This window comes from Sodalis glossinidius str. 'morsitans' (assembly GCF_000010085.1).
Classification (GTDB): domain Bacteria; phylum Pseudomonadota; class Gammaproteobacteria; order Enterobacterales; family Enterobacteriaceae; genus Sodalis; species Sodalis glossinidius.
Window position 1 is genome coordinate 3,919,081 of the sequence record NC_007712.1, and the last position, 19,322, is coordinate 3,938,402.

Genomic DNA, 19,322 nt, shown 5'->3' on the forward strand with positions numbered 1-19,322 from the left:
TTTGGTACCGAGCCTTACTTGGAGTAAAGCTCGACGATCAGGTGTTCATTAATGTCCGCAGACAGATCGGTACGTTCTGGAATACGTTTGAACACCCCTTCCATCTTAGCAGCGTCGACTTCAAGCCAGGTCGGCTTTTCACGCTGCTCAGCCAGTTCCAATGAGGCACGAACACGGGATTGCTTTTTCGCTTTCTCGCGGATGCTGACAACGTCATTCGGAGTAACCTGGTAAGAAGCGATGTTAACAACGCGGCCATTCACCATGATCGCCTTATGGCTGACCAATTGACGTGATTCAGCGCGGGTAGCACCAAAGCCCATGCGGTAAACAACGTTGTCGAGACGACCTTCAAGCAACTGCAACAGGTTTTCACCAGTATTGCCTTTCAGGCGTGCTGCTTCTTTGTAGTAGTTGCGGAATTGACGTTCCAGCACGCCGTAAATACGACGAACTTTTTGTTTTTCGCGCAACTGTACGCCGTAATCAGATAGACGCGGTTTACGCGCACCGTGCTGACCGGGCGGTTGCTCAATTTTGCACTTGGAATCGATCGCGCGAACGCCAGACTTCAGGAAAAGGTCTGTGCCCTCACGACGGCTCAGCTTGAGCTTAGGACCCAAATATCTTGCCATTTTCTTTCTCCAACTAACCTAAAAGCGGCGTTATACGCGGCGCTTTTTAGGCGGACGACAACCGTTATGGGGAATCGGAGTCACATCAGTAATGTTCGTGATGCGGAAACCAGCCGCGTTTAACGCGCGGACGGTAGACTCGCGGCCTGGACCTGGTCCTTTAACCACAACTTCCAGATTCTTGATGCCATATTCTTTCACGGCTTCGGCGCAACGTTCTGCTGCGACCTGCGCGGCGAAAGGAGTAGACTTACGAGAACCACGGAAACCGGAACCACCGGCGGTAGCCCAACCCAACGCATTACCCTGACGATCGGTAATAGTTACGATGGTATTGTTGAAAGACGCATGGATATGAGCCACACCATCTGAAACTTGTTTTTTAACACGCTTACGTGCACGAATAGGTGCCTTAGCCATTATTTACTCACCCCGATTATTTCTTGATCGGTTTGCGCGGACCCTTACGGGTACGGGCATTGGTCTTGGTACGCTGACCGCGAACCGGAAGACCACGACGATGACGCAAACCACGATAGGTACCAAGGTCCATCAGACGCTTGATACTCAGGGTGACTTCACGGCGCAGATCGCCTTCGACAACAAACTTGGTAACTGCTTCACGCAGCGTGTCAATCTGCTCTTCAGACAGCTCACTGATCTTAACATGTTCAGCAATACCCGTAGCCGCGCAGATGTGCTGCGAGCGGGTTTTGCCGATACCGTAGATTGACGTTAGGGCAATAACGGTATGTTTATGATCAGGAATGTTAATGCCTGCTATACGGGCCACTATGCACTCCTAAAATTTTTAACGGCAACACCATTCTGAAAAGCCCGTTTTCAGGATACTCAAACAATGTTGCAGCAACATACAAAAGATTGGCTGGCTAATCTAGCCAGCTCAACCCAACTTTGCAAGAAAAAAATGCCGGAAATATTAGCCTTGGCGTTGTTTATGCTTAGGCTCAGCGCTGCAAATCACACGAACGACACCGTTACGCTTAACGATTTTACAGTTACGACATAATTTCTTGACGGAAGCACGAACTTTCATTTTTACTCTCCGTAACTTCTCAAGCTTCCTGAATTAGCGGTTATAGCCTTTCAGGTTTGCTTTCTTCAATGCGGACTCGTATTGACTCGACATCATCAGAGTCTGCACTTGAGCCATAAAGTCCATGATAACCACAACGACGATCAATAAAGACGTGCCCCCAAAATAGAAGGGGGCTTTCATTGCGTCACGCATGAACTCCGGGATTAGGCAGATGAAGGTAATGTACATGGCACCGACCAACGTCAGGCGGGTCATCACCTTATCAATGTACCTTGCCGTTTGCTCTCCCGGACGAATGCCTGGTACAAATGCACCGGACTTCTTCAGGTTATCTGCTGTCTCGCGCGGGTTGAATACCAACGCCGTGTAAAAGAAACAGAAGAATATGATTGCAGCCGCATATAGTAACACATAAAGCGGTTGACCAGGCTGCAAATAGAGCGAAATCGCAGTCAGCCAGTCCCAACCTGTGCCACCTCCGAACCAGGATGCGATCGTGGCCGGAAACAGAATGATACTGGAGGCGAAAATTGCTGGGATAACCCCAGCCATGTTCACTTTCAGCGGCAAATGCGTGCTCTGGGCTGCATAAACGCGACGTCCCTGCTGACGCTTGGCGTAGTTAACGACGATACGACGCTGACCACGTTCAACGAACACCACGAAAAACGTTACCGCAAACACCAGAACTGCAACCAATAGCAACACGAGGAAGTGCATTTCGCCTTGTCGAGCTTGCTCAATAGTGTGGCCGATGGCAGGCGGCAAGCCCGCTACGATACCCGCGAAGATAATGATAGAGATACCGTTGCCGATACCCCGTTCAGTAATCTGTTCACCCAGCCACATCAGGAACATCGTCCCGCAGACCAGGCTCACTACCGCAGTAAAGTAAAACGCAAAGCCCGGATTAATCACCAGACCTTGCATTCCAGGCATATTCGGCAAACCGGTAGCAATACCGATTGACTGAAATATCGCCAACACCAACGTGCCATAGCGAGTGTACTGGCTGATTTTACGTCTGCCAGCTTCACCCTCTTTTTTTATCTCCGCCAGCGCCGGGTGAACCACCGTCAGCAGCTGAATGATTATCGATGCCGAAATATACGGCATGATCCCCAACGCGAAGATAGAAGCACGGCTGAGCGCACCACCAGAGAACATGTTAAACATTTCAATGATGGTGCCCCGCTGCTGTTCGAGCAATTTCGCAAGCACGGTGGCATCAATACCAGGGATCGGAATAAAAGAGCCTATGCGGAAGACAATAAGCGCCCCGATAACAAACAAAAGTCTGCGTTTCAGTTCACTCAGTCCGCCTTTGGCGCTTTGAAAATCTAATCCCGGTTGTTTAGCCATCTGCTACTTATTCCTCAATTTTACCGCCGGCAGCTTCGATCGCAGCACGCGCGCCTTTGCTAACACGCAGGCCACGTATGGTTACCGCACGTTTGACTTCGCCGGACAGCATGATTTTGGCGAATTCAGTCTGGATGCCAACGATGTTAGCAGCTTTCAGCGTGTTCAGATCCACCACATCGCCTTCTACGTGCGCCAAATCGGACAGGCGGATTTCCGCGGTGACCATGGATTTGCGCGACGTAAAGCCGAATTTCGGCAGACGACGGTACAGAGGCATCTGGCCGCCTTCAAACCCGCGACGTACGCCACCGCCAGAACGAGACTTCTGACCCTTGTGACCGCGACCGCCGGTTTTGCCCAAGCCAGAACCAATACCGCGGCCTGGACGCTTAGAGGCGTGTTTGGAACCCTCAGCCGGAGACAGAGTATTTAAACGCATCTCTTACTCCTCAACTTTGACCATATAGGAAACCAAATTGACCATACCGCGTACAGCAGGAGTATCTTCACGCTCTACGGTATGGCCAATGCGACGCAGGCCCAAGCCAACCAGAGTTGCCTTGTGTTTCGGCAGACGACCGATGGAACTGCGAGTCTGAGTGATTTTGATAGTCTGTGCCATGGTCAATTACCCCAGAATTTCTTCAACGGATTTACCACGCTTGGCAGCGACCATTTCAGGAGACTTCATATTGCCAAGAGCGTCGATAGTTGCACGAACCACGTTGATTGGGTTGGTGGAACCATAGGCTTTTGCCAGTACGTTGTGAACCCCTGCGACTTCCAGGACGGCGCGCATTGCACCACCGGCGATAATACCGGTACCTTCGGAAGCCGGCTGCATGAACACGCGGGAACCCGTGTGCACACCTTTAATCGGGTGCTGCAGGGTGCCACTGTTCAGCGCGACATTCATCATGTTGCGACGGGCTTTTTCCATCGCTTTCTGGATAGCTGCCGGAACTTCGCGTGCTTTGCCGTAGCCAAAACCAACGCGACCGTTACCGTCACCGACAACCGTCAGTGCGGTAAAGCTGAAAATACGGCCACCTTTTACGGTTTTAGATACGCGGTTTACCGCGATCAGCTTTTCCTGCAGTTCGCCAGCTTGTTTTTCGATGTGTGCCATCTTACACCTCTACCTTAGAACTGAAGGCCAGCTTCACGGGCAGCATCTGCCAGTGCCTGGACTCGACCATGATATTGAAACCCGGAACGGTCAAAGGACACATCTTTAATGCCTTTTTCCAGCGCCCGCACGGCGATAGTTTTACCTACTGCGGCGGCGGCGTCTTTATTACCGGTACCCTTTAATTGCTCCGCGATAGCTTTTTCCACTGTAGAAGCGGCTACCAGGACTTCAGAACCGTTTGGTGCAATAACCTGTGCGTAAATATGACGTGGGGTACGATGTACTACCAGGCGGGTAGCACCCAATTCCTGGAGCTTGCGGCGTGCGCGGGTCGCACGACGGATACGAGCTGCTTTCTTATCCATAGTGTTACCTTACTTCTTCTTAGCCTCTTTGGTACGCACGACTTCGTCGGCGTAACGAACACCCTTGCCTTTATAAGGCTCAGGACGACGATAGGCACGCAGATCTGCCGCAACCTGGCCAATAATCTGCTTATCAGCGCCTTTCAGCACGATTTCAGTTTGGCTCGGGCATTCTGCGGTGATACCTGCCGGCAGTTGATGGTCGATGGGGTGAGAAAATCCCAGAGACAAATTCACCACATTACCTTTCACTGCAGCACGGTAACCTACGCCTACCAGCTGTAGCTTTTTAGTGAAGCCGTCGGTCACACCAATCACCATACCGTTCAGCAACGCACGCGTGGTGCCTGCAAGGGCCCAACCGTTGGCATGACCTTCGCGCGGAGCAAAAGACAGCTGGTTATCAGCATGCTGAACGTCAACAGCTTCGTGGATAGTACGAGTCAGCTCGCCGTTTTTACCCTTAATCGAAATAACCTGACCGTTGAGTTTTACCTCTACGCCGGCAGGAATGACGACGGGTGCTTTAGCAACACGAGACATTCTTTCCTCCCAATTACGCTACGTAGCAGATAATCTCGCCACCAAGACCAGCCTGGCGAGCCGCACGATCAGTCATGACACCTTTAGAGGTAGAAATCACCGCGATACCCATGCCTGCCATTACTTTCGGCAACGCATCTTTTTTCTTGTAGATACGCAGGCCGGGGCGGCTGATACGCTGAATGGTTTCTACCACCGGCTTACCCTGGAAGTACTTCAGTACCAGTTCCAGCGTCGGCTTGGTGTCGCCTTCAACTTTGTAATCTTCGATAAAGCCTTCTTCTTTCAGCAAGTTGGCAATTGCCACTTTAAGCTTGGAAGAAGGCATGGAGACCGCGGTTTTGTTCGCGGCTTGACCGTTACGGATACGGGTCAGCATATCCGCGATCGGATCTTGCATGCTCATCTGTCTTTACTCCCGTGATTCAATTGGTGACAATTTACCAGCTAGCCTTTCTCAGACCCGGGATTTCACCGCGCATAGCGGCTTCACGGACCTTGATACGGCTCAACCCGAATTTCCGCAGGAAAGCGTGCGGACGACCTGTTTGACGGCAGCGGTTACGCTGACGAGACGGGCTGGAATCACGCGGCAGAGTCTGCAGCTTGAGAACCGCATCCCAACGGTCTTCATCGGAAGCATTCACGTCGGAGATGATGGTTTTAAGTTCAGCGCGTTTGGCGAAGAATTTATCAGCTAATTTCACGCGTTTTACTTCGCGTGCTTTCATGGATTGTTTAGCCATCAGTAACCCTACCTTACTTTCGGAATGGGAAGTTAAAGGCGGTCAACAGCGCACGGCCTTCATCATCGGATTTCGCAGTGGTGGTGATGGTAATATCCATGCCACGAACGCGATCGACTTTGTCATAGTCGATTTCCGGGAAGATGATCTGTTCATGCACGCCCATGCTGTAGTTGCCACGGCCATCAAATGATTTGGCGGACAGGCCACGGAAGTCACGGATACGCGGTACAGCAATGGAAATCAGTCGATCAAAGAACTCCCACATGCGTTCGCCACGCAGGGTTACTTTACAACCGATCGGATAGCCCTGACGGATTTTAAAGCCAGCAACAGATTTGCGTGCTTTGGTGATAAGCGGCTTTTGGCCTGAAATCGCGGTCAAATCGGCTGCGGCGTTATCCAGCAGCTTTTTATCGGCAATTGCTTCACCCACACCCATATTCAGGGTGATCTTCTCGACCCGAGGGACTTGCATGACAGAATGGTAGCCGAACTGTTTCATCAGTTGAGAGACTGCTTCGTCTTTGTAGTAATCATGCAGTTTCGCCATCGTACTACTCCAAATTACTTGATAGTTTCGCCGTTAGATTTGAAGACACGCACTTTTTTGCCGTCTTCAATCTTAAAGCCCACACGGTCCGCCTTGCTGGCCGCCGCATTGAAGATTGCAAGGTTGGAAAGATCGATTGCCGCTTCTTTCTCAACGATGCCACCCGGCTGGTTCATGGCCGGTACTGGTTTTTGATGTTTCTTGATCAGATTGATACCTTCAACAATCGCCTTGCCGGAAGATAGGACATTTTTTACTTTACCGCGCTTACCTTTATCTTTGCCGGTCAGCACGATAACTTCGTCATCACGACGGATTTTCGCTGCCATGATTCGCTCCTTAGAGTACTTCAGGTGCCAGGGAAATGATCTTCATGAACTTTTCGGTACGCAGTTCACGAGTCACCGGCCCAAAAATACGCGTACCGATAGGTTGCTCACTGTTGTTGTTCAACAAAACACAAGCATTACCATCGAAGCGAACGACAGAACCGTCAGGGCGACGAACACCCTTCTTGGTGCGCACCACTACCGCCTTCAGGACATCACCTTTTTTTACTTTGCCACGAGGAATCGCTTCCTTGATGGTAATTTTGATAATGTCGCCGACGCCTGCGTAGCGACGGTGCGAGCCACCTAGAACCTTGATACACATTACGCGACGTGCACCGGAGTTGTCGGCCACGGTCAGCATAGTCTGTTCTTGGATCATGTTAGTGCTCCGCTAATGTCAACTACTACTTATACTTAATGACCTGAATCGGTCGTAAGAAAAAACCCAAATACAGGGTGCAGTATTATAACACTGCTCCTGGTGTATGGGTAGAAAAATAAACAGCTCAAAGGACGAGCCGTTTATCTGTTTAGAGCGCGCTTACCGTTTTACAGAATCGCTTTCTCTACAACGCGAACCAGCGTCCAGGACTTGGTCTTGGAAATCGGACGACATTCGCTGATTTCAACGATGTCGCCGATGTTGCTGTCATTGTTCTCGTCATGTACGTGGAGCTTGGTCGTACGTTTGATGAACTTGCCGTAGATCGGGTGTTTCACAAAACGTTCGATGGCCACAACAATGGATTTCTCCATTTTATCGCTGACCACACGACCTTGCAGAGTACGGATTTTGTCACTCATTAAGCACCCGCCTTCTCAGTCAATAACGTCTTCACGCGCGCAACATTGCGGCGCACCTGCTTTAACAGGTGGGTCTGCTGCAGCTGGCCACTGGAAGCCTGCATACGCAGGTTGAATTGCTCGCGCAGCAGGTTCAGCAGTTCGGTGTTCAGCTCTTCAGCGCTTTTTTCACGCAGCTCATTTGCTTTCATTACATCACCGTCTTAGTTACAAAGGTGGTTTTAATCGGCAGTTTTGCTGCTGCCAGCTTGAAGGCTTCACGGGCAAGCTCTTCCGGAACGCCGTCCATTTCGTACAGGACTTTACCCGGCTGAATCAAGGCAACCCAGTATTCTACGTTACCTTTACCTTTACCCATACGCACTTCAAGCGGCTTTTCGGTGATCGGTTTGTCCGGGAAAATCCGGATCCAGATCTTACCTTGACGCTTAACTGCACGTGTCATGGCACGACGTGCTGCTTCGATTTGACGAGCGGTCAAACGACCACGGCCAACAGCTTTCAGACCGAAAGTACCGAAGCTAACATCCGTACCTACTGCCAGACCACGGTTGCGGCCTTTGTGCATCTTACGGAATTTTGTACGCTTTGGTTGTAACATCAGCGACTCTCCTTACTTGCGGCCTTTACGCTGCTGCTTTTTAGGTTGAGCAGCCGGTTCCGGTTGTTCAACGGCAGCCATACCACCTAAGATCTCACCTTTGAAGATCCACACTTTTACGCCGATGACACCATAAGTGGTGTGCGCTTCGGAGGTGTTGTAGTCGATATCCGCACGCAGGGTGTGCAACGGAACACGACCTTCGCGGTACCATTCGGTACGTGCGATTTCAGCGCCGCCCAGACGGCCGCTGACTTCAACTTTAATCCCCTTAGCGCCAAGACGCATGGCGTTCTGCACGGCACGCTTCATCGCACGACGGAACATAACGCGACGTTCCAGCTGCGAAGAGATGCTGTCGGCGACCAGTTTGGCGTCCAGTTCTGGCTTACGGACTTCAGCGATATTAATCTGCGCCGGTACGCCAGCGATATCCGCTACGACCTTACGCAGTTTTTCAACGTCTTCGCCTTTCTTGCCGATCACGATGCCCGGACGAGCGGTGTGAATGGTCACACGGATGCTCTTGGCCGGACGTTCGATCACCAAGCGGGAAACCGAAGCTTTCGACAATTCCTTGGTCAGGAACTGACGAACTTTAAAGTCACTGTCCAGGTTGTCAGCGAATTCTTTAGTATTCGCATACCAGGTAGAATTCCAGGGTTTAACAATACCCAAGCGAATACCATTAGGATGTACTTTCTGACCCATTGCTAGTCTCCAGAGTCTCAGCGATCGGACACAACCACAGTAATGTGGCTGGTGCGCTTCAGGATACGATCTGCACGCCCCTTGGCACGCGGCATAATGCGCTTCATGCTCGGGCCAGCGTCGACGAAAATCTTCGCGACTTTCAGATCATCGATATCTGCGCCATCGTTGTGTTCAGCGTTAGCAATGGCAGACTCCAGTACTTTCTTCACCAGACCAGCAGCTTTCTTGTTGGTATAGGTCAGAACTTCCAGAGCTTGCGACACTTTCTTACCGCGAATTAGGTCGGCCACCAGGCGAACCTTTTGAGCAGAAGAGCGAGCGTGGCGATGTTGAGCGATAGTTTCCATCTCTTCCTCCTACCTTAGCGCTTTTTGGCCTTTTTGTCGGCCGCATGGCCGCGATAAGTACGCGTCGGCGCGAATTCACCCAGTTTGTGACCGACCATTTCATCGGCGACAAAAACGGGTACGTGCTGACGACCATTATGGACAGCGATGGTCAAACCGATCATTGTTGGAAAGATCGTTGAACGACGGGACCAAGTGCGAATAGGCTTCTTGTCACCGCTTTCCACCGCTTTCTCTACCTTCTTCAGCAAGTGCAGGTCAATAAATGGACCTTTCTTGAGAGAACGTGGCATGGTTTATCCTCTAATATTATTTGCTACGGCGACGTACGATGAATTTATCAGTACGCTTATTGCTACGGGTCTTCTTACCTTTGGTCTGAATGCCCCACGGGGTTACCGGATGCTTACCAAAGTTACGACCTTCACCACCACCGTGCGGGTGGTCGACCGGGTTCATCGCCGTACCGCGAACGGTCGGACGGATGCCACGCCAGCGGCTGGCACCGGCTTTACCCAGTACACGCAGCATGTGTTCGGCATTACCTACTTCGCCCAGGGTAGCACGGCATTCGGACTGAATTTTGCGCATTTCACCGGAACGCAGACGCAGCGTGACATAAGCGCCATCACGAGCCACGATCTGAACATAAGCACCTGCTGAACGCGCCAGCTGACCGCCTTTACCCGGTTTCATTTCCACGTTATGCACGGTGGAGCCAACCGGAATATTGCGCATCGGCAGAGCGTTACCGGCTTTGATTGCCGCATCGACGCCAGATTGAATCTGCTCACCGGCCTTCAGGCCTTTCGGTGCCAGGATATAACGACGTTCACCATCTTTGTACAACACCAGCGCGATATTGGCGGAACGGTTAGGATCATACTCCAGACGTTCTACCACTGCCGGAATACCGTCTTTATTGCGTTTAAAGTCAATCAGGCGATAGTGTTGCTTGTGGCCACCGCCAATATGGCGCGTAGTGATACGGCCATTGTTGTTACGGCCACCGGATTTGCTGAGAGTTTCCAGCAACGGGGCATAAGGTTTGCCCTTGTGCAGCTCAGGGTTGACCACTTTAACAACGTGGCGACGACCCGGAGATGTCGGTTTACATTTAACAATTGCCATTGTTCTTACTCCTCCGACTTACTCTGCGCCGCCGATGAAGTCCAGGTTCTGGCCTTCTTTCAGGGTGACGTAAGCTTTTTTCCAGTCGCTACGACGACCGATACGCTGTCCGTGACGTTTGGTTTTCCCTTTGACAACCAGGGTACGCACGTCATTGACTTCGACTTCAAACAGTTTATGCACAGCGGCTTTGATTTCTGCTTTGGTCGCATCTTTAGCTACTTTGAGTACGATGGTGTTGTGTTTTTCCATCGCGGTAGATGCTTTTTCAGAAACATGCGGCGCGCGCAGTACTTTCAGCAGACGTTCTTCACGAATCATGCCAGCATCTCCTCAACTTGCTTAACAGCGTCAGCCGTCATAACAACTTTGTCGAAGGCGATCAGGCTAACCGGGTCGATACCATTAGCATCGCGTACGTCTACTTTGTAGAGGTTACGCGCAGCCAGGAACAGGTTTTCGTCCAGTTCGCCGGTAATGATCAGCACATCTTCCAACGCCATGTCTTTCAGTTTCTGTGCCAGCAGCTTGGTTTTCGGCGCTTTGACAGAGAACTGTTCAACAACGATCAAACGATCCTGACGTACCAGTTCAGACAGGATACTTTTCAGCGCCCCGCGGTACATCTTCTTATTCACTTTCTGACTGTGATCCTGCGGCTTGGCGGCAAAAGTAACGCCACCAGAACGCCAGATCGGGCTCTTAACGCTACCGGAACGCGCACGGCCGGTACCCTTCTGACGCCAGGGTTTTTTACCGGAACCAGTGACTTCGGCTCGGGTCTTCTGACCGCGGCTCCCCTGACGGGCACCTGCTGCGTAAGCCACAACAACCTGGTGGACCAGCGCTTCGTTGAAGTCACGCCCGAAGGTAGTTTCGGAAACAGTCAGCGCGCTTTGCGCGTCTTTCAATACCAATTCCATTCCTATCTCCTCGACGTTACGCCTTGACAGCCGGTTTAACGATCAAGTCACCACCGGTTGCTCCCGGGACGGCGCCTTTGACCAGCAGCAGGTTGCGTTCTACGTCAACACGTACCACGTCCAGGCTCTGAACGGTTACGCGTTCGTTGCCCAGCTGGCCTGCCATTTTCTTGCCCTTGAATACTTTTCCCGGAGTCTGGTTCTGACCGATAGAACCCGGAACGCGGTGGGACAAGGAGTTACCGTGGGTAGCATCCTGGGTGCGGAAGTTCCAGCGCTTTACAGTGCCGGCAAATCCTTTACCTTTGGAGGTACCAGTAACGTCGACTTTTTTGACATCAGCAAACAGTTCTACGGTGATGCTCTGGCCAACGGTGACTTCTTCGCCGTCTTCGACGCGGAATTCCCACAGACCACGGCCGGCTTCAACGCCCGCCTTCGCAAAATGACCGGCTTCCGGTTTGATTACGCGATTGGCTTTTTTAGTACCGGCGGTAACCTGGATAGCGCGGTATCCGTCGTTTTCCAGATCTTTAACCTGGGTCACGCGGTTTGCTTCAATTTCGATAACGGTGACTGGGATAGAAACGCCATCTTCAGTGAAGATGCGAGTCATGCCCACTTTACGTCCGATTAAACCCTTCATTGTTTCAACCTCTCAATCGTTCTACGACCTGATTAACCCAGGCTGATCTGCACGTCTACACCGGCAGCCAGGTCCAGACGCATCAGAGCATCAACGGTTTTTTCGGTTGGCTCAACGATGTCAACCAGACGCTTGTGAGTGCGGATTTCATACTGATCGCGCGCATCTTTGTTGACATGCGGAGAGATCAGAATGGTAAAGCGCTCTTTGCGGGTCGGCAGCGGGATCGGACCACGTACCTGAGCACCGGTACGTTTGGCAGTCTCGACGATTTCCGCGGTTGATTGATCAATCAGACGATGATCAAACGCTTTCAAACGGATACGGATTCTTTGGTTCTGCATGAGACCAGAGCTCCAATTATTTATAAACGTAAAAAAATACTCCTCACGCCCATTTCGATTGATGGGGGAGTGCAATCGTTCAGTCTTATCCCCCAATTGGGGATGTTGTCAGCTGGCTTACCGCCTGAGCGGACCCAACGAGCGGGTCGGCTCGTCAAGTTGAATAACTATACAAGACAAGCCCGCGCATTATACGCAAATCTGTACAGGAAGCAAGCGCGGGCGGTGAAAAGGGAGAAGCGCTGCGGCGGAAATGACCATGCTCGGCGCTGGCCGCATTAGGTTGATATTATTCGGATAGACAGTAGGGCGCAAAGTCCCCTCTTCTGGGCGTACGGTGGAAAGGTCTTGACGTTATGCGCCAAGCCTCTTGCCCTCAGCGGACGGTAAAGGAAAGCGACGCCCTGCCCTGTGCAGCGGCGCGAGGTGCAGTGAAGCTGGCACCGCCGCCCCGTTACATTGACCATCGCGGCCCGGCTTATTGCGCGGCGTCTTTCAACTGTGATTGCAGATGGTTCTGAATGCCGATACGGGTAATAAGCGCCAGCTCGGTTTCCAGAAAATCAATATGCTCTTCTTCGTCGGTAGGATTTCAATCATCAGGTCCCGCGACACATAGTCGCGTATCGAGTCCGCGTAGACGATACCTTCACGCAGATCTTGCGCGCCCTGCAATTCCAAATAGAGATCGGAGCGCAGCATTTCTTCCACGTCCTCACCGATATTCAGCCGGCCGAAATCCTGCAGATTAGGCAGCCCCTCCAGGAAGAGAATGCGTTCGATGTAGCAATCCGCGTGTTTCATTTCGTCAATGGATTCGTGATATTCAACATCGTTGAGACGCATCAGGCCCCAATTCTTGAACATCCGGGCATGTAGGAAATACTGATTGATAGCTACAAGCTCGTTGCCAAGCAGCTTGTTGAGATGGTTGATAATCTGTGCATCACCTTTCATGACAAGCTCCTCAGTTGCGTGTTATATCAGAATATAACCGCGACAGAGTAATGCAAAGGAATAACCTTACTTTTTTAGGCGATATTTTCCAACGGCGCAATGTGCTGTAGTTCATCCTCCATTATACGGCGCGCGACGCAAACGCATTTTCCGCATTGAGTACCCACCGGCACCAACCGTTTCAATTGCTGGAAAGTCTGGGGCTGGTGCAGCCTCACTGCGACGCGTATGGCTTTGTCGCTTACCGCATTACATAAACAAACATACATTGCTGGCACTCACTGGCTAATCTCACGCCAATTTAGATGAGAACGCGTGTCATTACAATATCGAAAGTATTGCTGTTTGCGTTTTGTTGATTAACCTGCTGATCCTAGACCGCTTAATGAGGAAGTTTTTTTATAGGCAGGACGCAACGATCTCTGCACGGGCGGTTGTTAATGCCGCTGTGTTGTGAACGCTATGCGCCCTGTAGGCGCGGAAATGAATATCAACAGTTAATCTGTACAGTTTATCCCTGTTCAGGCCATACTCTGCGTATGACGAATCCTAATCTTAACGCTGAAGAAACTTCTTTAGCCGCGTTGGCCGGCGAGCTGCGTATTTCCCTGGGTAAACTGGTGCGACGGCTACACGAGCAAACACCGGCCAACGATTTCACCTCCGCGCAAAAATCGATGTTGCTGCGTCTGGATCGCGATGGTCCCGCCACCGTGTCAGCACTGGCGTGGGCCGAAAGCGTGCGTCCGCAGTCTATGCGCAGCACGGTAGTGGCGCTGCAGGCTCATCGCTCGGCGAAGAACAACTGGCTGCACGGCGCCCTGGAAACACAGCCGTCCGCCGCCGAGCAGGCTCAGCTCGCCGCCGCGGTCAGGTTGCTGAAGCGGCTTGCCGATTATTGACCCGTTCTTAGCCAGAGCAAAGGGATAATGGCAGCAACGCACGTGGCGCCTGATACCGCGAAGGGGTGCGACAAACGCCGATGGCGATGCCGTTTCCCCGTTCCGTTCACAGGCGTCGCCACGCGCGACCGGCATGAGATCGCGGGGTACCCGGCCTATGGGCTTTCAACCTTAGCCTGGCGGTTGGCGCTACGTGAACGGCCGTTAAAGCGTGCAATTACCCTATAGATGATGCCTTTTCGCGGCCGACTGAATCAGCGTGGAACAAACTCGCACCCTACCGTTGGCGATCCGAAAGGAGATCTTTGATGTAGCATTATTGGTTTTCCTGGTTCGCTGGCGGGCTCTTGCTTAGCAATGCTGTGCCCCACCTTTGCAGCGGTTTGACGGGCCACGCGTTCCCAACCCCCTTTGCCAAACCAAGGGCGCGCGGGCTTTCCTCCGCGCCGGTCAACGTACTTTGGGGGTGGATTAATCTGGTTCTCGGTTATGTGTTTCTCTGTCGTATTGGCAATTTCGACATCCGCATTGCCGCCGCCGCTTTCGGGTTCGGCATGCTGGCAATGGCGCTGTTTCTGGCTGTGCATTTCGGCCGCCTGCAGGGCGTGAATCCGGTTCAACGGCGATGAATTCCCCGACAAGCGGGGTTTTCCGTTCGCTGCGGCTTTACAATTATCGCCTGTGGGCCGCCGGCGCCCTGGTTTCCAATCTGGGCACCTGGATGCAAAACACCGGGGAAGACTGGTTAGTGATGACCCAACTCACGCAGCATAATGCCTCGGCCGTGGGCACGGTCATGGCGTTACAATTTGGTCCACAGCTACTGTTGTTACCCTGGACCGGTTTTGCGGCCGACCATTTCAATCAACATCGACTTCTGCTCGCCACCCAGGCGTCGATGGGAATACTTGCGCTGGTGACCCTTTTCGGTGTCGTTCAACTCTGGCATGTTTATCTTTTCGCGTTATTGTTCGGCTGCGCGGCGACGTTCGACGCCCCCGTGCGCAAACCTTTGTCGCGGAAATGGTGGGTGATGCGGATTTGCCCAATGCCGTGGCACTTAACTCGACCCTGTATAACGGCGCGCGCGTGGTTGGACCGGCCATCGCCGGCGTCATTATTGCCTCGGTCGGCACCGGCTGGGCTTTTCTGCTTAACGGCGTCTCTTTCCTGGCGGTACTGGTGTCGTTATCGTTCCTACGTGTCGCCGATCTGCAGGAGAATGCGCGTGCGCGTCGCACCCGAGGAAGTTTGACGGAAGGGTTCCGCTATGTCGCGTCCCGTCCGGATTTAAAAGTCATCCCGGTCATGTTGTTGCTCATCGGCACCTTTGGACTAAATTTTCCCATCTTTATATCCACGATGGCCGTTAACGTGTTCCATACCGATGCCCGAGGTTTTGGCCTGTTGTACTAGATTATGGCTATCGGTACCTTATCGGGCGCCTTGCTTGCCGCCGAACCGGCCATGCGCGGGAGGGTGATGGCGCTGCGTTTGGGCATCGCTTTGGGTGGAGCGCCTATCGGCGCACCTATTGTCGGTGGCGTGGCCGATCATTTCGGCCCGCGCTGGGCGCTTGGCCTGGGCGCAGCGGCGGGATTTACCGCGGCCATGGTGGCCTTATACGCCTTTAGGTGGCGAGACAATCAGATACGCTAATGTTGATGTGAACCAGCGGAAAACTTATCGGACCACCGTGCCCGCTCGGGCGCGATAGCGCCGCAACGCCCAATGCGTGCCGCGAACCCGACTGCGGCAGCAACCGCCGCTCAGATGCCGCAACCATAAAAAAGGGCGCCTCGGGCGCCCTTTTATACTGCCGGCTTAACGCCGGCATTGGCTGTAAGACGTGTTGTCTTAAGCGATAACTTTGGCAACAACGCCGGCGCCAACGGTACGGCCGCCTTCGCGGATAGCGAAACGCAGACCGTCGTCCATGGCGATCGGGGCAATCAGATTAACAACCATCTTGATGTTGTCGCCAGGCATGACCATTTCAACGCCTTCCGGCAGTTCGATGGTACCGGTCACGTCAGTCGTACGGAAGTAGAACTGCGGGCGGTAGCCTTTGAAGAACGGCGTGTGGCGGCCGCCTTCGTCTTTGCTCAGAATATAAACTTCTGATTCAAACTGGGTGTGCGGCTTTATCGAGCCCGGCTTGGCCAGAACCTGACCACGCTCTACATCGTCACGCTTGGTACCGCGCAGCAGAACGCCAACGTTCTCGCCGGCACGGCCTTCGTCCAGCAGTTTACGAAACATTTCAACGCCGGTGCAAGTGGTTTTGGTGGTGTCTTTGATGCCGACGATTTCCACTTCTTCACCCACTTTGACGATGCCGCGCTCTACACGACCGGTGACCACGGTACCGCGGCCGGAGATGGAGAACACGTCTTCGATCGGCAGCAGAAACGGCTTGTCAATGGCGCGTTCCGGTTCCGGAATGTAGCTGTCCAGCGCTTCTGCCAGTTCGATGATCTTGGCGGTCCAGGCTTCATCGCCTTCCAGCGCTTTCAGCGCCGAGCCGCGGATAACCGGCGTGTCGTCGCCCGGGAAGTCGTACTGCGACAGCAGTTCGCGCACTTCCATTTCTACCAGTTCCAGCAGCTCTTCGTCATCGACCATGTCGCATTTGTTCATGAACACGATGATGTACGGTACGCCGACCTGGCGACCCAGCAGGATGTGCTCGCGGGTCTGCGGCATCGGGCCGTCTGTCGCGGCAACCACCAGAATAGCGCCGTCCATCTGCGCCGCGCCGGTGATCATGTTTTTCACATAGTCGGCGTGTCCCGGGCAGTCTACGTGCGCGTAGTGGCGGGTCGGGGTATCGTATTCAACGTGTGAGGTGTTGATGGTGATACCACGGGCCTTTTCTTCCGGCGCGTTGTCGATCTGATCGAACGCGCGCGCGCTACCGCCGTAGGCCTTGGCCAGAACGGTGGTGATGGCGGCAGTCAGGGTCGTTTTACCATGGTCAACGTGGCCGATAGTACCGACGTTAACGTGGGGTTTGGTGCGTTGAAACTTTTCTTTAGACACGGCTATATTCCTTACTCTTATGCTCTCACCAACGGGGTGAGAGCACGGGATATTAATTGTAACCCTTGAAGCTTACTTGGCTCTGCGGGTTTCGATAATGGCCTGAGCAACGTTGTTCGGTGCTTCATTGTACTTCAGGAACTCCATGGAGTAAGAAGCACGGCCCTGAGTCTGTGAACGCAGATCAGTAGCATAACCGAACATTTCAGACAAGGGGACCTGCGCACGAACGGTTTTACCGGTCGTGGTGTCTTCCATACCGTCAATCATACCGCGACGACGGTTCAAGTCACCAATCACATCACCCATGTAGTCTTCAGGCGTTTCAACTTCGACCTTCATGATGGGTTCCAGCAGAACCGGTTTTGCCTTCATGAAGCCTTCTTTGAACGCCATGGAACCGGCAATCTTGAACGCCATTTCCGAGGAGTCGACTTCGTGGTAAGAACCATCGAAGGCGGCAACACGGACGTCTACGATCGGGTAACCGGCCAGAACACCGCTTTTCAGCTGTTCCTGAACGCCTTTATCTACCGCCGGAACGTATTCTTTCGGTACCACACCACCGACGATTTCGTTCAGGAACTCGTAGCCTTTACCACCCGGTTCCATCGGTTCGATACGCAGCCAAACGTGACCGAACTGACCGCGACCACCGGACTGACGAACAAATTTACCTTCTTGCTCGACAATGGAGCGGATCGTTTCGCGGTAGGCCACCTGCGGCTTACCGACGTTGGCTTCCACGTTGAATTCGCGACGCATACGGTCGACGAGGATTTCAAGGTGCAGTTCACCCATACCGGCGATGATAGTCTGACCGGATTCTTCATCGGTCCACACGCGGAAAGACGGGTCTTCCTGCGCCAGACGGCCCAGTGCCAGACCCATTTTTTCCTGGTCGGCCTTGGTTTTCGGTTCCACGGCAACGGAGATAACCGGCTCCGGGAATTCCATACGCTCAAGGATGATCGGCGCGGAGGTATCGCACAGGGTATCCCCGGTGGTGACGTCCTTCAGGCCGATGGCCGCGGCGATATCGCCGGCACGCACTTCCTTGATTTCTTCACGCTTGTTGGCGTGCATCTGTACGATACGACCGAAACGCTCGCGCTTGTCCTTCACCGAGTTCAGCACGGTGTCGCCGGAATTGACGACGCCGGAGTAGACGCGGAAGAAGGTCAGGTTGCCGACGAACGGGTCGGTGGCGATTTTAAACGCCAGCGCCGAGAACGGCTCTTCATCGCTGGAATGACGTTCAGCGTGGGTTTCGCCGTCTTCCAGTACGCCGTTAATGGCAGCAACGTCAGTCGGTGCCGGCAGATACTCAATGACCGCATCCAGCATAGCCTGCACGCCCTTGTTCTTAAACGCGGAACCACAGGTAACCAGAATGATTTCGTTGTTCAGAACGCGCTGACGCAGACCGTGTTTGATCTCTTCTTCGGTCAGCTCTTCGCCGCCCAGGTACTTGTCCATCAGCTCTTCAGACGCTTCAGCTGCGGATTCCACCAGATGCTGGTGCCATTTGTCGGCCAGCTCGGTCAAATCGGCAGGGATGTCTTCATAAGTGAAGGTCACGCCCTGGTCCGCTTCGCTCCAGTTGATCGCTTTCATCTTCACCAGGTCGACGACGCCGGTGAATTTTTCTTCCGCGCCGATAGCCAGCTGGATCGGAACCGGGTTAGCGGCCAGACGGGTTTTCAGCTGTTCAACGACGCGCAGGTAGTTGGCGCCCATACGGTCCATTTTATTGACGAACGCGATACGCGGCACTTTGTATTTGTTTGCCTGACGCCACACGGTTTCAGACTGCGGCTGCACGCCGCCAACCGCACAGTAAACCATCACGGCGCCATCGAGCACGCGCATGGAACGTTCTACTTCGATGGTGAAGTCAACATGTCCCGGGGTGTCGATGATGTTAATGCGGTGCGAATCAAACTGTTTGGCCATGCCGGCCCAGAAACAGGTGGTTGCGGCGGACGTGATGGTGATACCACGTTCCTGCTCCTGCGCCATCCAGTCCATGGTGGCAGCGCCATTATGAACCTCACCGATCTTGTGGTTCACACCCGTATAGAACAGGATACGTTCAGTCGTGGTGGTTTTACCCGCGTCGATGTGTGCACTGATACCGATGTTACGATAGCGTGCGATGGGGGTTATACGAGCCATTT

At 53.1% G+C, this 19,322-nt stretch carries 32 protein-coding genes and 2 pseudogenes; 4 read left to right on the forward strand and 30 right to left on the reverse strand.

Translation table 11 applies throughout. The annotated features are described in order from the left end of the window. Positions 1 to 14: 14 nt before the first annotated feature. The 28 genes and pseudogenes from rpsD to bfd all read right to left on the reverse strand — a co-directional run bounded on the left by rpsD (position 15) and on the right by bfd (position 13,467). Positions 15 to 635, reverse strand: a complete 621-nt coding sequence (gene rpsD / locus SGP1_RS20725) for a 30S ribosomal protein S4 (RefSeq protein WP_011412065.1) — start codon at positions 633 to 635, stop codon at positions 15 to 17. Between the two features lie 30 nt (positions 636 to 665). Further along, complete coding sequence (rpsK, locus tag SGP1_RS20730; protein ID WP_011412066.1) at positions 666 to 1,055, reverse strand: 30S ribosomal protein S11; 390 nt, start codon at positions 1,053 to 1,055, stop codon at positions 666 to 668. A 16-nt stretch (positions 1,056 to 1,071) separates the two neighbouring features. Further along, positions 1,072 to 1,428: a 30S ribosomal protein S13 gene (gene rpsM, locus SGP1_RS20735; RefSeq protein ID WP_011412067.1), complete on the reverse strand. Its 357-nt coding sequence runs from the start codon at positions 1,426 to 1,428 to the stop codon at positions 1,072 to 1,074. A gap of 147 nt (positions 1,429 to 1,575) precedes the next feature. Further along, on the reverse strand, positions 1,576 to 1,692 hold the full coding sequence (gene rpmJ, locus SGP1_RS28545) for a 50S ribosomal protein L36 (RefSeq protein WP_002227352.1): 117 nt from the start codon (positions 1,690 to 1,692) through the stop codon (positions 1,576 to 1,578). A 33-nt stretch (positions 1,693 to 1,725) separates the two neighbouring features. Further along, the gene (gene secY / locus SGP1_RS20740) at positions 1,726 to 3,057 is read right to left on the reverse strand and encodes a preprotein translocase subunit SecY (protein ID WP_011412068.1); all 1,332 of its coding nucleotides are present in this window, start codon (positions 3,055 to 3,057) and stop codon (positions 1,726 to 1,728) included. Positions 3,058 to 3,064: 7 nt separating this feature from the next. Then, positions 3,065 to 3,499: a 50S ribosomal protein L15 gene (gene rplO, locus SGP1_RS20745; protein ID WP_011412069.1), complete on the reverse strand. Its 435-nt coding sequence runs from the start codon at positions 3,497 to 3,499 to the stop codon at positions 3,065 to 3,067. Between the two features lie 3 nt (positions 3,500 to 3,502). Then, positions 3,503 to 3,682: a 50S ribosomal protein L30 gene (gene rpmD, locus SGP1_RS20750; protein ID WP_011412070.1), complete on the reverse strand. Its 180-nt coding sequence runs from the start codon at positions 3,680 to 3,682 to the stop codon at positions 3,503 to 3,505. 6 nt (positions 3,683 to 3,688) lie between these two features. Then, positions 3,689 to 4,189, reverse strand: coding sequence for a 30S ribosomal protein S5 (gene rpsE / locus SGP1_RS20755; protein WP_011412071.1), 501 nt, complete (start codon positions 4,187 to 4,189; stop codon positions 3,689 to 3,691). Positions 4,190 to 4,203: 14 nt separating this feature from the next. After that, positions 4,204 to 4,557, reverse strand: a complete 354-nt coding sequence (gene rplR / locus SGP1_RS20760) for a 50S ribosomal protein L18 (protein WP_011412072.1) — start codon at positions 4,555 to 4,557, stop codon at positions 4,204 to 4,206. Between the two features lie 9 nt (positions 4,558 to 4,566). After that, positions 4,567 to 5,100: a 50S ribosomal protein L6 gene (gene rplF, locus SGP1_RS20765; protein WP_011412073.1), complete on the reverse strand. Its 534-nt coding sequence runs from the start codon at positions 5,098 to 5,100 to the stop codon at positions 4,567 to 4,569. Between the two features lie 13 nt (positions 5,101 to 5,113). Next, the gene (rpsH, locus tag SGP1_RS20770) at positions 5,114 to 5,506 is read right to left on the reverse strand and encodes a 30S ribosomal protein S8 (RefSeq protein WP_011412074.1); all 393 of its coding nucleotides are present in this window, start codon (positions 5,504 to 5,506) and stop codon (positions 5,114 to 5,116) included. A gap of 34 nt (positions 5,507 to 5,540) precedes the next feature. After that, complete coding sequence (rpsN, locus tag SGP1_RS20775) at positions 5,541 to 5,846, reverse strand: 30S ribosomal protein S14 (protein WP_011412075.1); 306 nt, start codon at positions 5,844 to 5,846, stop codon at positions 5,541 to 5,543. A 13-nt stretch (positions 5,847 to 5,859) separates the two neighbouring features. Further along, a complete protein-coding gene (gene rplE / locus SGP1_RS20780; protein WP_011412076.1) occupies positions 5,860 to 6,399 on the reverse strand; it encodes a 50S ribosomal protein L5 in 540 nt (179 codons plus the stop codon). A 14-nt stretch (positions 6,400 to 6,413) separates the two neighbouring features. Beyond that, a complete protein-coding gene (gene rplX, locus SGP1_RS20785) occupies positions 6,414 to 6,728 on the reverse strand; it encodes a 50S ribosomal protein L24 (protein ID WP_011412077.1) in 315 nt (104 codons plus the stop codon). Positions 6,729 to 6,738: 10 nt separating this feature from the next. After that, complete coding sequence (gene rplN / locus SGP1_RS20790) at positions 6,739 to 7,110, reverse strand: 50S ribosomal protein L14 (RefSeq protein WP_011412078.1); 372 nt, start codon at positions 7,108 to 7,110, stop codon at positions 6,739 to 6,741. A gap of 170 nt (positions 7,111 to 7,280) precedes the next feature. After that, positions 7,281 to 7,535, reverse strand: coding sequence for a 30S ribosomal protein S17 (rpsQ, locus tag SGP1_RS20795; protein ID WP_011412079.1), 255 nt, complete (start codon positions 7,533 to 7,535; stop codon positions 7,281 to 7,283). Continuing rightward, positions 7,535 to 7,726, reverse strand: coding sequence for a 50S ribosomal protein L29 (gene rpmC, locus SGP1_RS20800; protein ID WP_011412080.1), 192 nt, complete (start codon positions 7,724 to 7,726; stop codon positions 7,535 to 7,537). Before rpmC ends, rpsQ begins: the two co-directional genes overlap by 1 nt. Beyond that, positions 7,726 to 8,136, reverse strand: a complete 411-nt coding sequence (rplP, locus tag SGP1_RS20805; RefSeq protein ID WP_011412081.1) for a 50S ribosomal protein L16 — start codon at positions 8,134 to 8,136, stop codon at positions 7,726 to 7,728. Before rplP ends, rpmC begins: the two co-directional genes overlap by 1 nt. 12 nt (positions 8,137 to 8,148) lie before the next feature. Beyond that, a complete protein-coding gene (rpsC, locus tag SGP1_RS20810; protein WP_011412082.1) occupies positions 8,149 to 8,847 on the reverse strand; it encodes a 30S ribosomal protein S3 in 699 nt (232 codons plus the stop codon). 17 nt (positions 8,848 to 8,864) lie between these two features. Beyond that, complete coding sequence (gene rplV, locus SGP1_RS20815; RefSeq protein ID WP_011412083.1) at positions 8,865 to 9,197, reverse strand: 50S ribosomal protein L22; 333 nt, start codon at positions 9,195 to 9,197, stop codon at positions 8,865 to 8,867. 14 nt (positions 9,198 to 9,211) lie between these two features. After that, positions 9,212 to 9,490, reverse strand: a complete 279-nt coding sequence (gene rpsS, locus SGP1_RS20820) for a 30S ribosomal protein S19 (protein ID WP_011412084.1) — start codon at positions 9,488 to 9,490, stop codon at positions 9,212 to 9,214. A gap of 16 nt (positions 9,491 to 9,506) precedes the next feature. Continuing rightward, a complete protein-coding gene (rplB, locus tag SGP1_RS20825) occupies positions 9,507 to 10,328 on the reverse strand; it encodes a 50S ribosomal protein L2 (RefSeq protein WP_011412085.1) in 822 nt (273 codons plus the stop codon). A gap of 18 nt (positions 10,329 to 10,346) precedes the next feature. After that, positions 10,347 to 10,649: a 50S ribosomal protein L23 gene (gene rplW / locus SGP1_RS20830; RefSeq protein WP_011412086.1), complete on the reverse strand. Its 303-nt coding sequence runs from the start codon at positions 10,647 to 10,649 to the stop codon at positions 10,347 to 10,349. Then, positions 10,646 to 11,251, reverse strand: coding sequence for a 50S ribosomal protein L4 (gene rplD / locus SGP1_RS20835; protein ID WP_011412087.1), 606 nt, complete (start codon positions 11,249 to 11,251; stop codon positions 10,646 to 10,648). Before rplD ends, rplW begins: the two co-directional genes overlap by 4 nt. Positions 11,252 to 11,267: 16 nt before the next feature. After that, on the reverse strand, positions 11,268 to 11,897 hold the full coding sequence (gene rplC / locus SGP1_RS20840; protein ID WP_011412088.1) for a 50S ribosomal protein L3: 630 nt from the start codon (positions 11,895 to 11,897) through the stop codon (positions 11,268 to 11,270). A gap of 32 nt (positions 11,898 to 11,929) precedes the next feature. Continuing rightward, a complete protein-coding gene (gene rpsJ / locus SGP1_RS20845) occupies positions 11,930 to 12,241 on the reverse strand; it encodes a 30S ribosomal protein S10 (protein ID WP_009639175.1) in 312 nt (103 codons plus the stop codon). A gap of 478 nt (positions 12,242 to 12,719) precedes the next feature. Beyond that, positions 12,720 to 13,198: pseudogene (gene bfr, locus SGP1_RS20850) on the reverse strand (bacterioferritin). 74 nt (positions 13,199 to 13,272) lie between these two features. Then, positions 13,273 to 13,467, reverse strand: a complete 195-nt coding sequence (gene bfd / locus SGP1_RS28550) for a bacterioferritin-associated ferredoxin (protein ID WP_083765018.1) — start codon at positions 13,465 to 13,467, stop codon at positions 13,273 to 13,275. A 270-nt stretch (positions 13,468 to 13,737) separates the two neighbouring features. On the opposite strand from bfd, the gene SGP1_RS20855 reads away from it, so the two are divergent. From SGP1_RS20855 to SGP1_RS32195, 4 genes and pseudogenes are all read left to right on the forward strand, one after another. After that, a complete protein-coding gene (locus tag SGP1_RS20855; protein WP_041867267.1) occupies positions 13,738 to 14,100 on the forward strand; it encodes a hypothetical protein in 363 nt (120 codons plus the stop codon). A gap of 347 nt (positions 14,101 to 14,447) precedes the next feature. Continuing rightward, positions 14,448 to 14,729 (forward strand): hypothetical protein, encoded by a 282-nt coding sequence (locus tag SGP1_RS20860; RefSeq protein ID WP_050747890.1) that lies wholly within the window; start codon positions 14,448 to 14,450, stop codon positions 14,727 to 14,729. Positions 14,730 to 14,821: 92 nt separating this feature from the next. Continuing rightward, a pseudogene (locus tag SGP1_RS32190) lies at positions 14,822 to 15,516 on the forward strand (MFS transporter). 3 nt (positions 15,517 to 15,519) lie between these two features. Continuing rightward, complete coding sequence (locus tag SGP1_RS32195) at positions 15,520 to 15,759, forward strand: hypothetical protein (RefSeq protein ID WP_198408755.1); 240 nt, start codon at positions 15,520 to 15,522, stop codon at positions 15,757 to 15,759. Positions 15,760 to 15,957: 198 nt separating this feature from the next. On the opposite strand, the gene tuf is transcribed toward SGP1_RS32195, so the two are convergent. Both tuf and fusA read right to left on the reverse strand, forming a co-directional pair. Continuing rightward, the gene (tuf, locus tag SGP1_RS20870; RefSeq protein ID WP_011409992.1) at positions 15,958 to 17,142 is read right to left on the reverse strand and encodes an elongation factor Tu; all 1,185 of its coding nucleotides are present in this window, start codon (positions 17,140 to 17,142) and stop codon (positions 15,958 to 15,960) included. A 72-nt stretch (positions 17,143 to 17,214) separates the two neighbouring features. After that, positions 17,215 to 19,320, reverse strand: coding sequence for an elongation factor G (fusA, locus tag SGP1_RS20875; protein WP_011412092.1), 2,106 nt, complete (start codon positions 19,318 to 19,320; stop codon positions 17,215 to 17,217). Positions 19,321 to 19,322 lie beyond the last annotated feature (2 nt).

Excerpts from the sequence above, each read along its gene's own strand:
- rpsD (WP_011412065.1), bottom strand. The coding sequence starts at position 635 with ATGGCAAGATATTTGGGTCCTAAGCTCAAGCTGAGCCGTCGTGAGGGC.
- rpsK (WP_011412066.1), bottom strand. The coding sequence starts at position 1,055 with ATGGCTAAGGCACCTATTCGTGCACGTAAGCGTGTTAAAAAACAAGTT.
- rpmJ (WP_002227352.1), bottom strand. The coding sequence starts at position 1,692 with ATGAAAGTTCGTGCTTCCGTCAAGAAATTATGTCGTAACTGTAAAATC.
- secY (WP_011412068.1), bottom strand. The coding sequence starts at position 3,057 with ATGGCTAAACAACCGGGATTAGATTTTCAAAGCGCCAAAGGCGGACTG.
- rplO (WP_011412069.1), bottom strand. The coding sequence starts at position 3,499 with ATGCGTTTAAATACTCTGTCTCCGGCTGAGGGTTCCAAACACGCCTCT.
- rpmD (WP_011412070.1), bottom strand. The coding sequence starts at position 3,682 with ATGGCACAGACTATCAAAATCACTCAGACTCGCAGTTCCATCGGTCGT.
- rpsE (WP_011412071.1), bottom strand. The coding sequence starts at position 4,189 with ATGGCACACATCGAAAAACAAGCTGGCGAACTGCAGGAAAAGCTGATC.
- rplR (WP_011412072.1), bottom strand. The coding sequence starts at position 4,557 with ATGGATAAGAAAGCAGCTCGTATCCGTCGTGCGACCCGCGCACGCCGC.
- rplF (WP_011412073.1), bottom strand. The coding sequence starts at position 5,100 with ATGTCTCGTGTTGCTAAAGCACCCGTCGTCATTCCTGCCGGCGTAGAG.
- rpsH (WP_011412074.1), bottom strand. The coding sequence starts at position 5,506 with ATGAGCATGCAAGATCCGATCGCGGATATGCTGACCCGTATCCGTAAC.
- rpsN (WP_011412075.1), bottom strand. The coding sequence starts at position 5,846 with ATGGCTAAACAATCCATGAAAGCACGCGAAGTAAAACGCGTGAAATTA.
- rplE (WP_011412076.1), bottom strand. The coding sequence starts at position 6,399 with ATGGCGAAACTGCATGATTACTACAAAGACGAAGCAGTCTCTCAACTG.
- rplX (WP_011412077.1), bottom strand. The coding sequence starts at position 6,728 with ATGGCAGCGAAAATCCGTCGTGATGACGAAGTTATCGTGCTGACCGGC.
- rplN (WP_011412078.1), bottom strand. The coding sequence starts at position 7,110 with ATGATCCAAGAACAGACTATGCTGACCGTGGCCGACAACTCCGGTGCA.
- rpsQ (WP_011412079.1), bottom strand. The coding sequence starts at position 7,535 with ATGAGTGACAAAATCCGTACTCTGCAAGGTCGTGTGGTCAGCGATAAA.
- rpmC (WP_011412080.1), bottom strand. The coding sequence starts at position 7,726 with ATGAAAGCAAATGAGCTGCGTGAAAAAAGCGCTGAAGAGCTGAACACC.
- rplP (WP_011412081.1), bottom strand. The coding sequence starts at position 8,136 with ATGTTACAACCAAAGCGTACAAAATTCCGTAAGATGCACAAAGGCCGC.
- rpsC (WP_011412082.1), bottom strand. The coding sequence starts at position 8,847 with ATGGGTCAGAAAGTACATCCTAATGGTATTCGCTTGGGTATTGTTAAA.
- rplV (WP_011412083.1), bottom strand. The coding sequence starts at position 9,197 with ATGGAAACTATCGCTCAACATCGCCACGCTCGCTCTTCTGCTCAAAAG.
- rpsS (WP_011412084.1), bottom strand. The coding sequence starts at position 9,490 with ATGCCACGTTCTCTCAAGAAAGGTCCATTTATTGACCTGCACTTGCTG.
- rplB (WP_011412085.1), bottom strand. The coding sequence starts at position 10,328 with ATGGCAATTGTTAAATGTAAACCGACATCTCCGGGTCGTCGCCACGTT.
- rplW (WP_011412086.1), bottom strand. The coding sequence starts at position 10,649 with ATGATTCGTGAAGAACGTCTGCTGAAAGTACTGCGCGCGCCGCATGTT.
- rplD (WP_011412087.1), bottom strand. The coding sequence starts at position 11,251 with ATGGAATTGGTATTGAAAGACGCGCAAAGCGCGCTGACTGTTTCCGAA.
- rplC (WP_011412088.1), bottom strand. The coding sequence starts at position 11,897 with ATGAAGGGTTTAATCGGACGTAAAGTGGGCATGACTCGCATCTTCACT.
- rpsJ (WP_009639175.1), bottom strand. The coding sequence starts at position 12,241 with ATGCAGAACCAAAGAATCCGTATCCGTTTGAAAGCGTTTGATCATCGT.
- bfd (WP_083765018.1), bottom strand. The coding sequence starts at position 13,467 with ATGTATGTTTGTTTATGTAATGCGGTAAGCGACAAAGCCATACGCGTC.
- SGP1_RS20855 (WP_041867267.1), top strand. The coding sequence starts at position 13,738 with ATGACGAATCCTAATCTTAACGCTGAAGAAACTTCTTTAGCCGCGTTG.
- SGP1_RS32195 (WP_198408755.1), top strand. The coding sequence starts at position 15,520 with ATGGCTATCGGTACCTTATCGGGCGCCTTGCTTGCCGCCGAACCGGCC.
- fusA (WP_011412092.1), bottom strand. The coding sequence starts at position 19,320 with ATGGCTCGTATAACCCCCATCGCACGCTATCGTAACATCGGTATCAGT.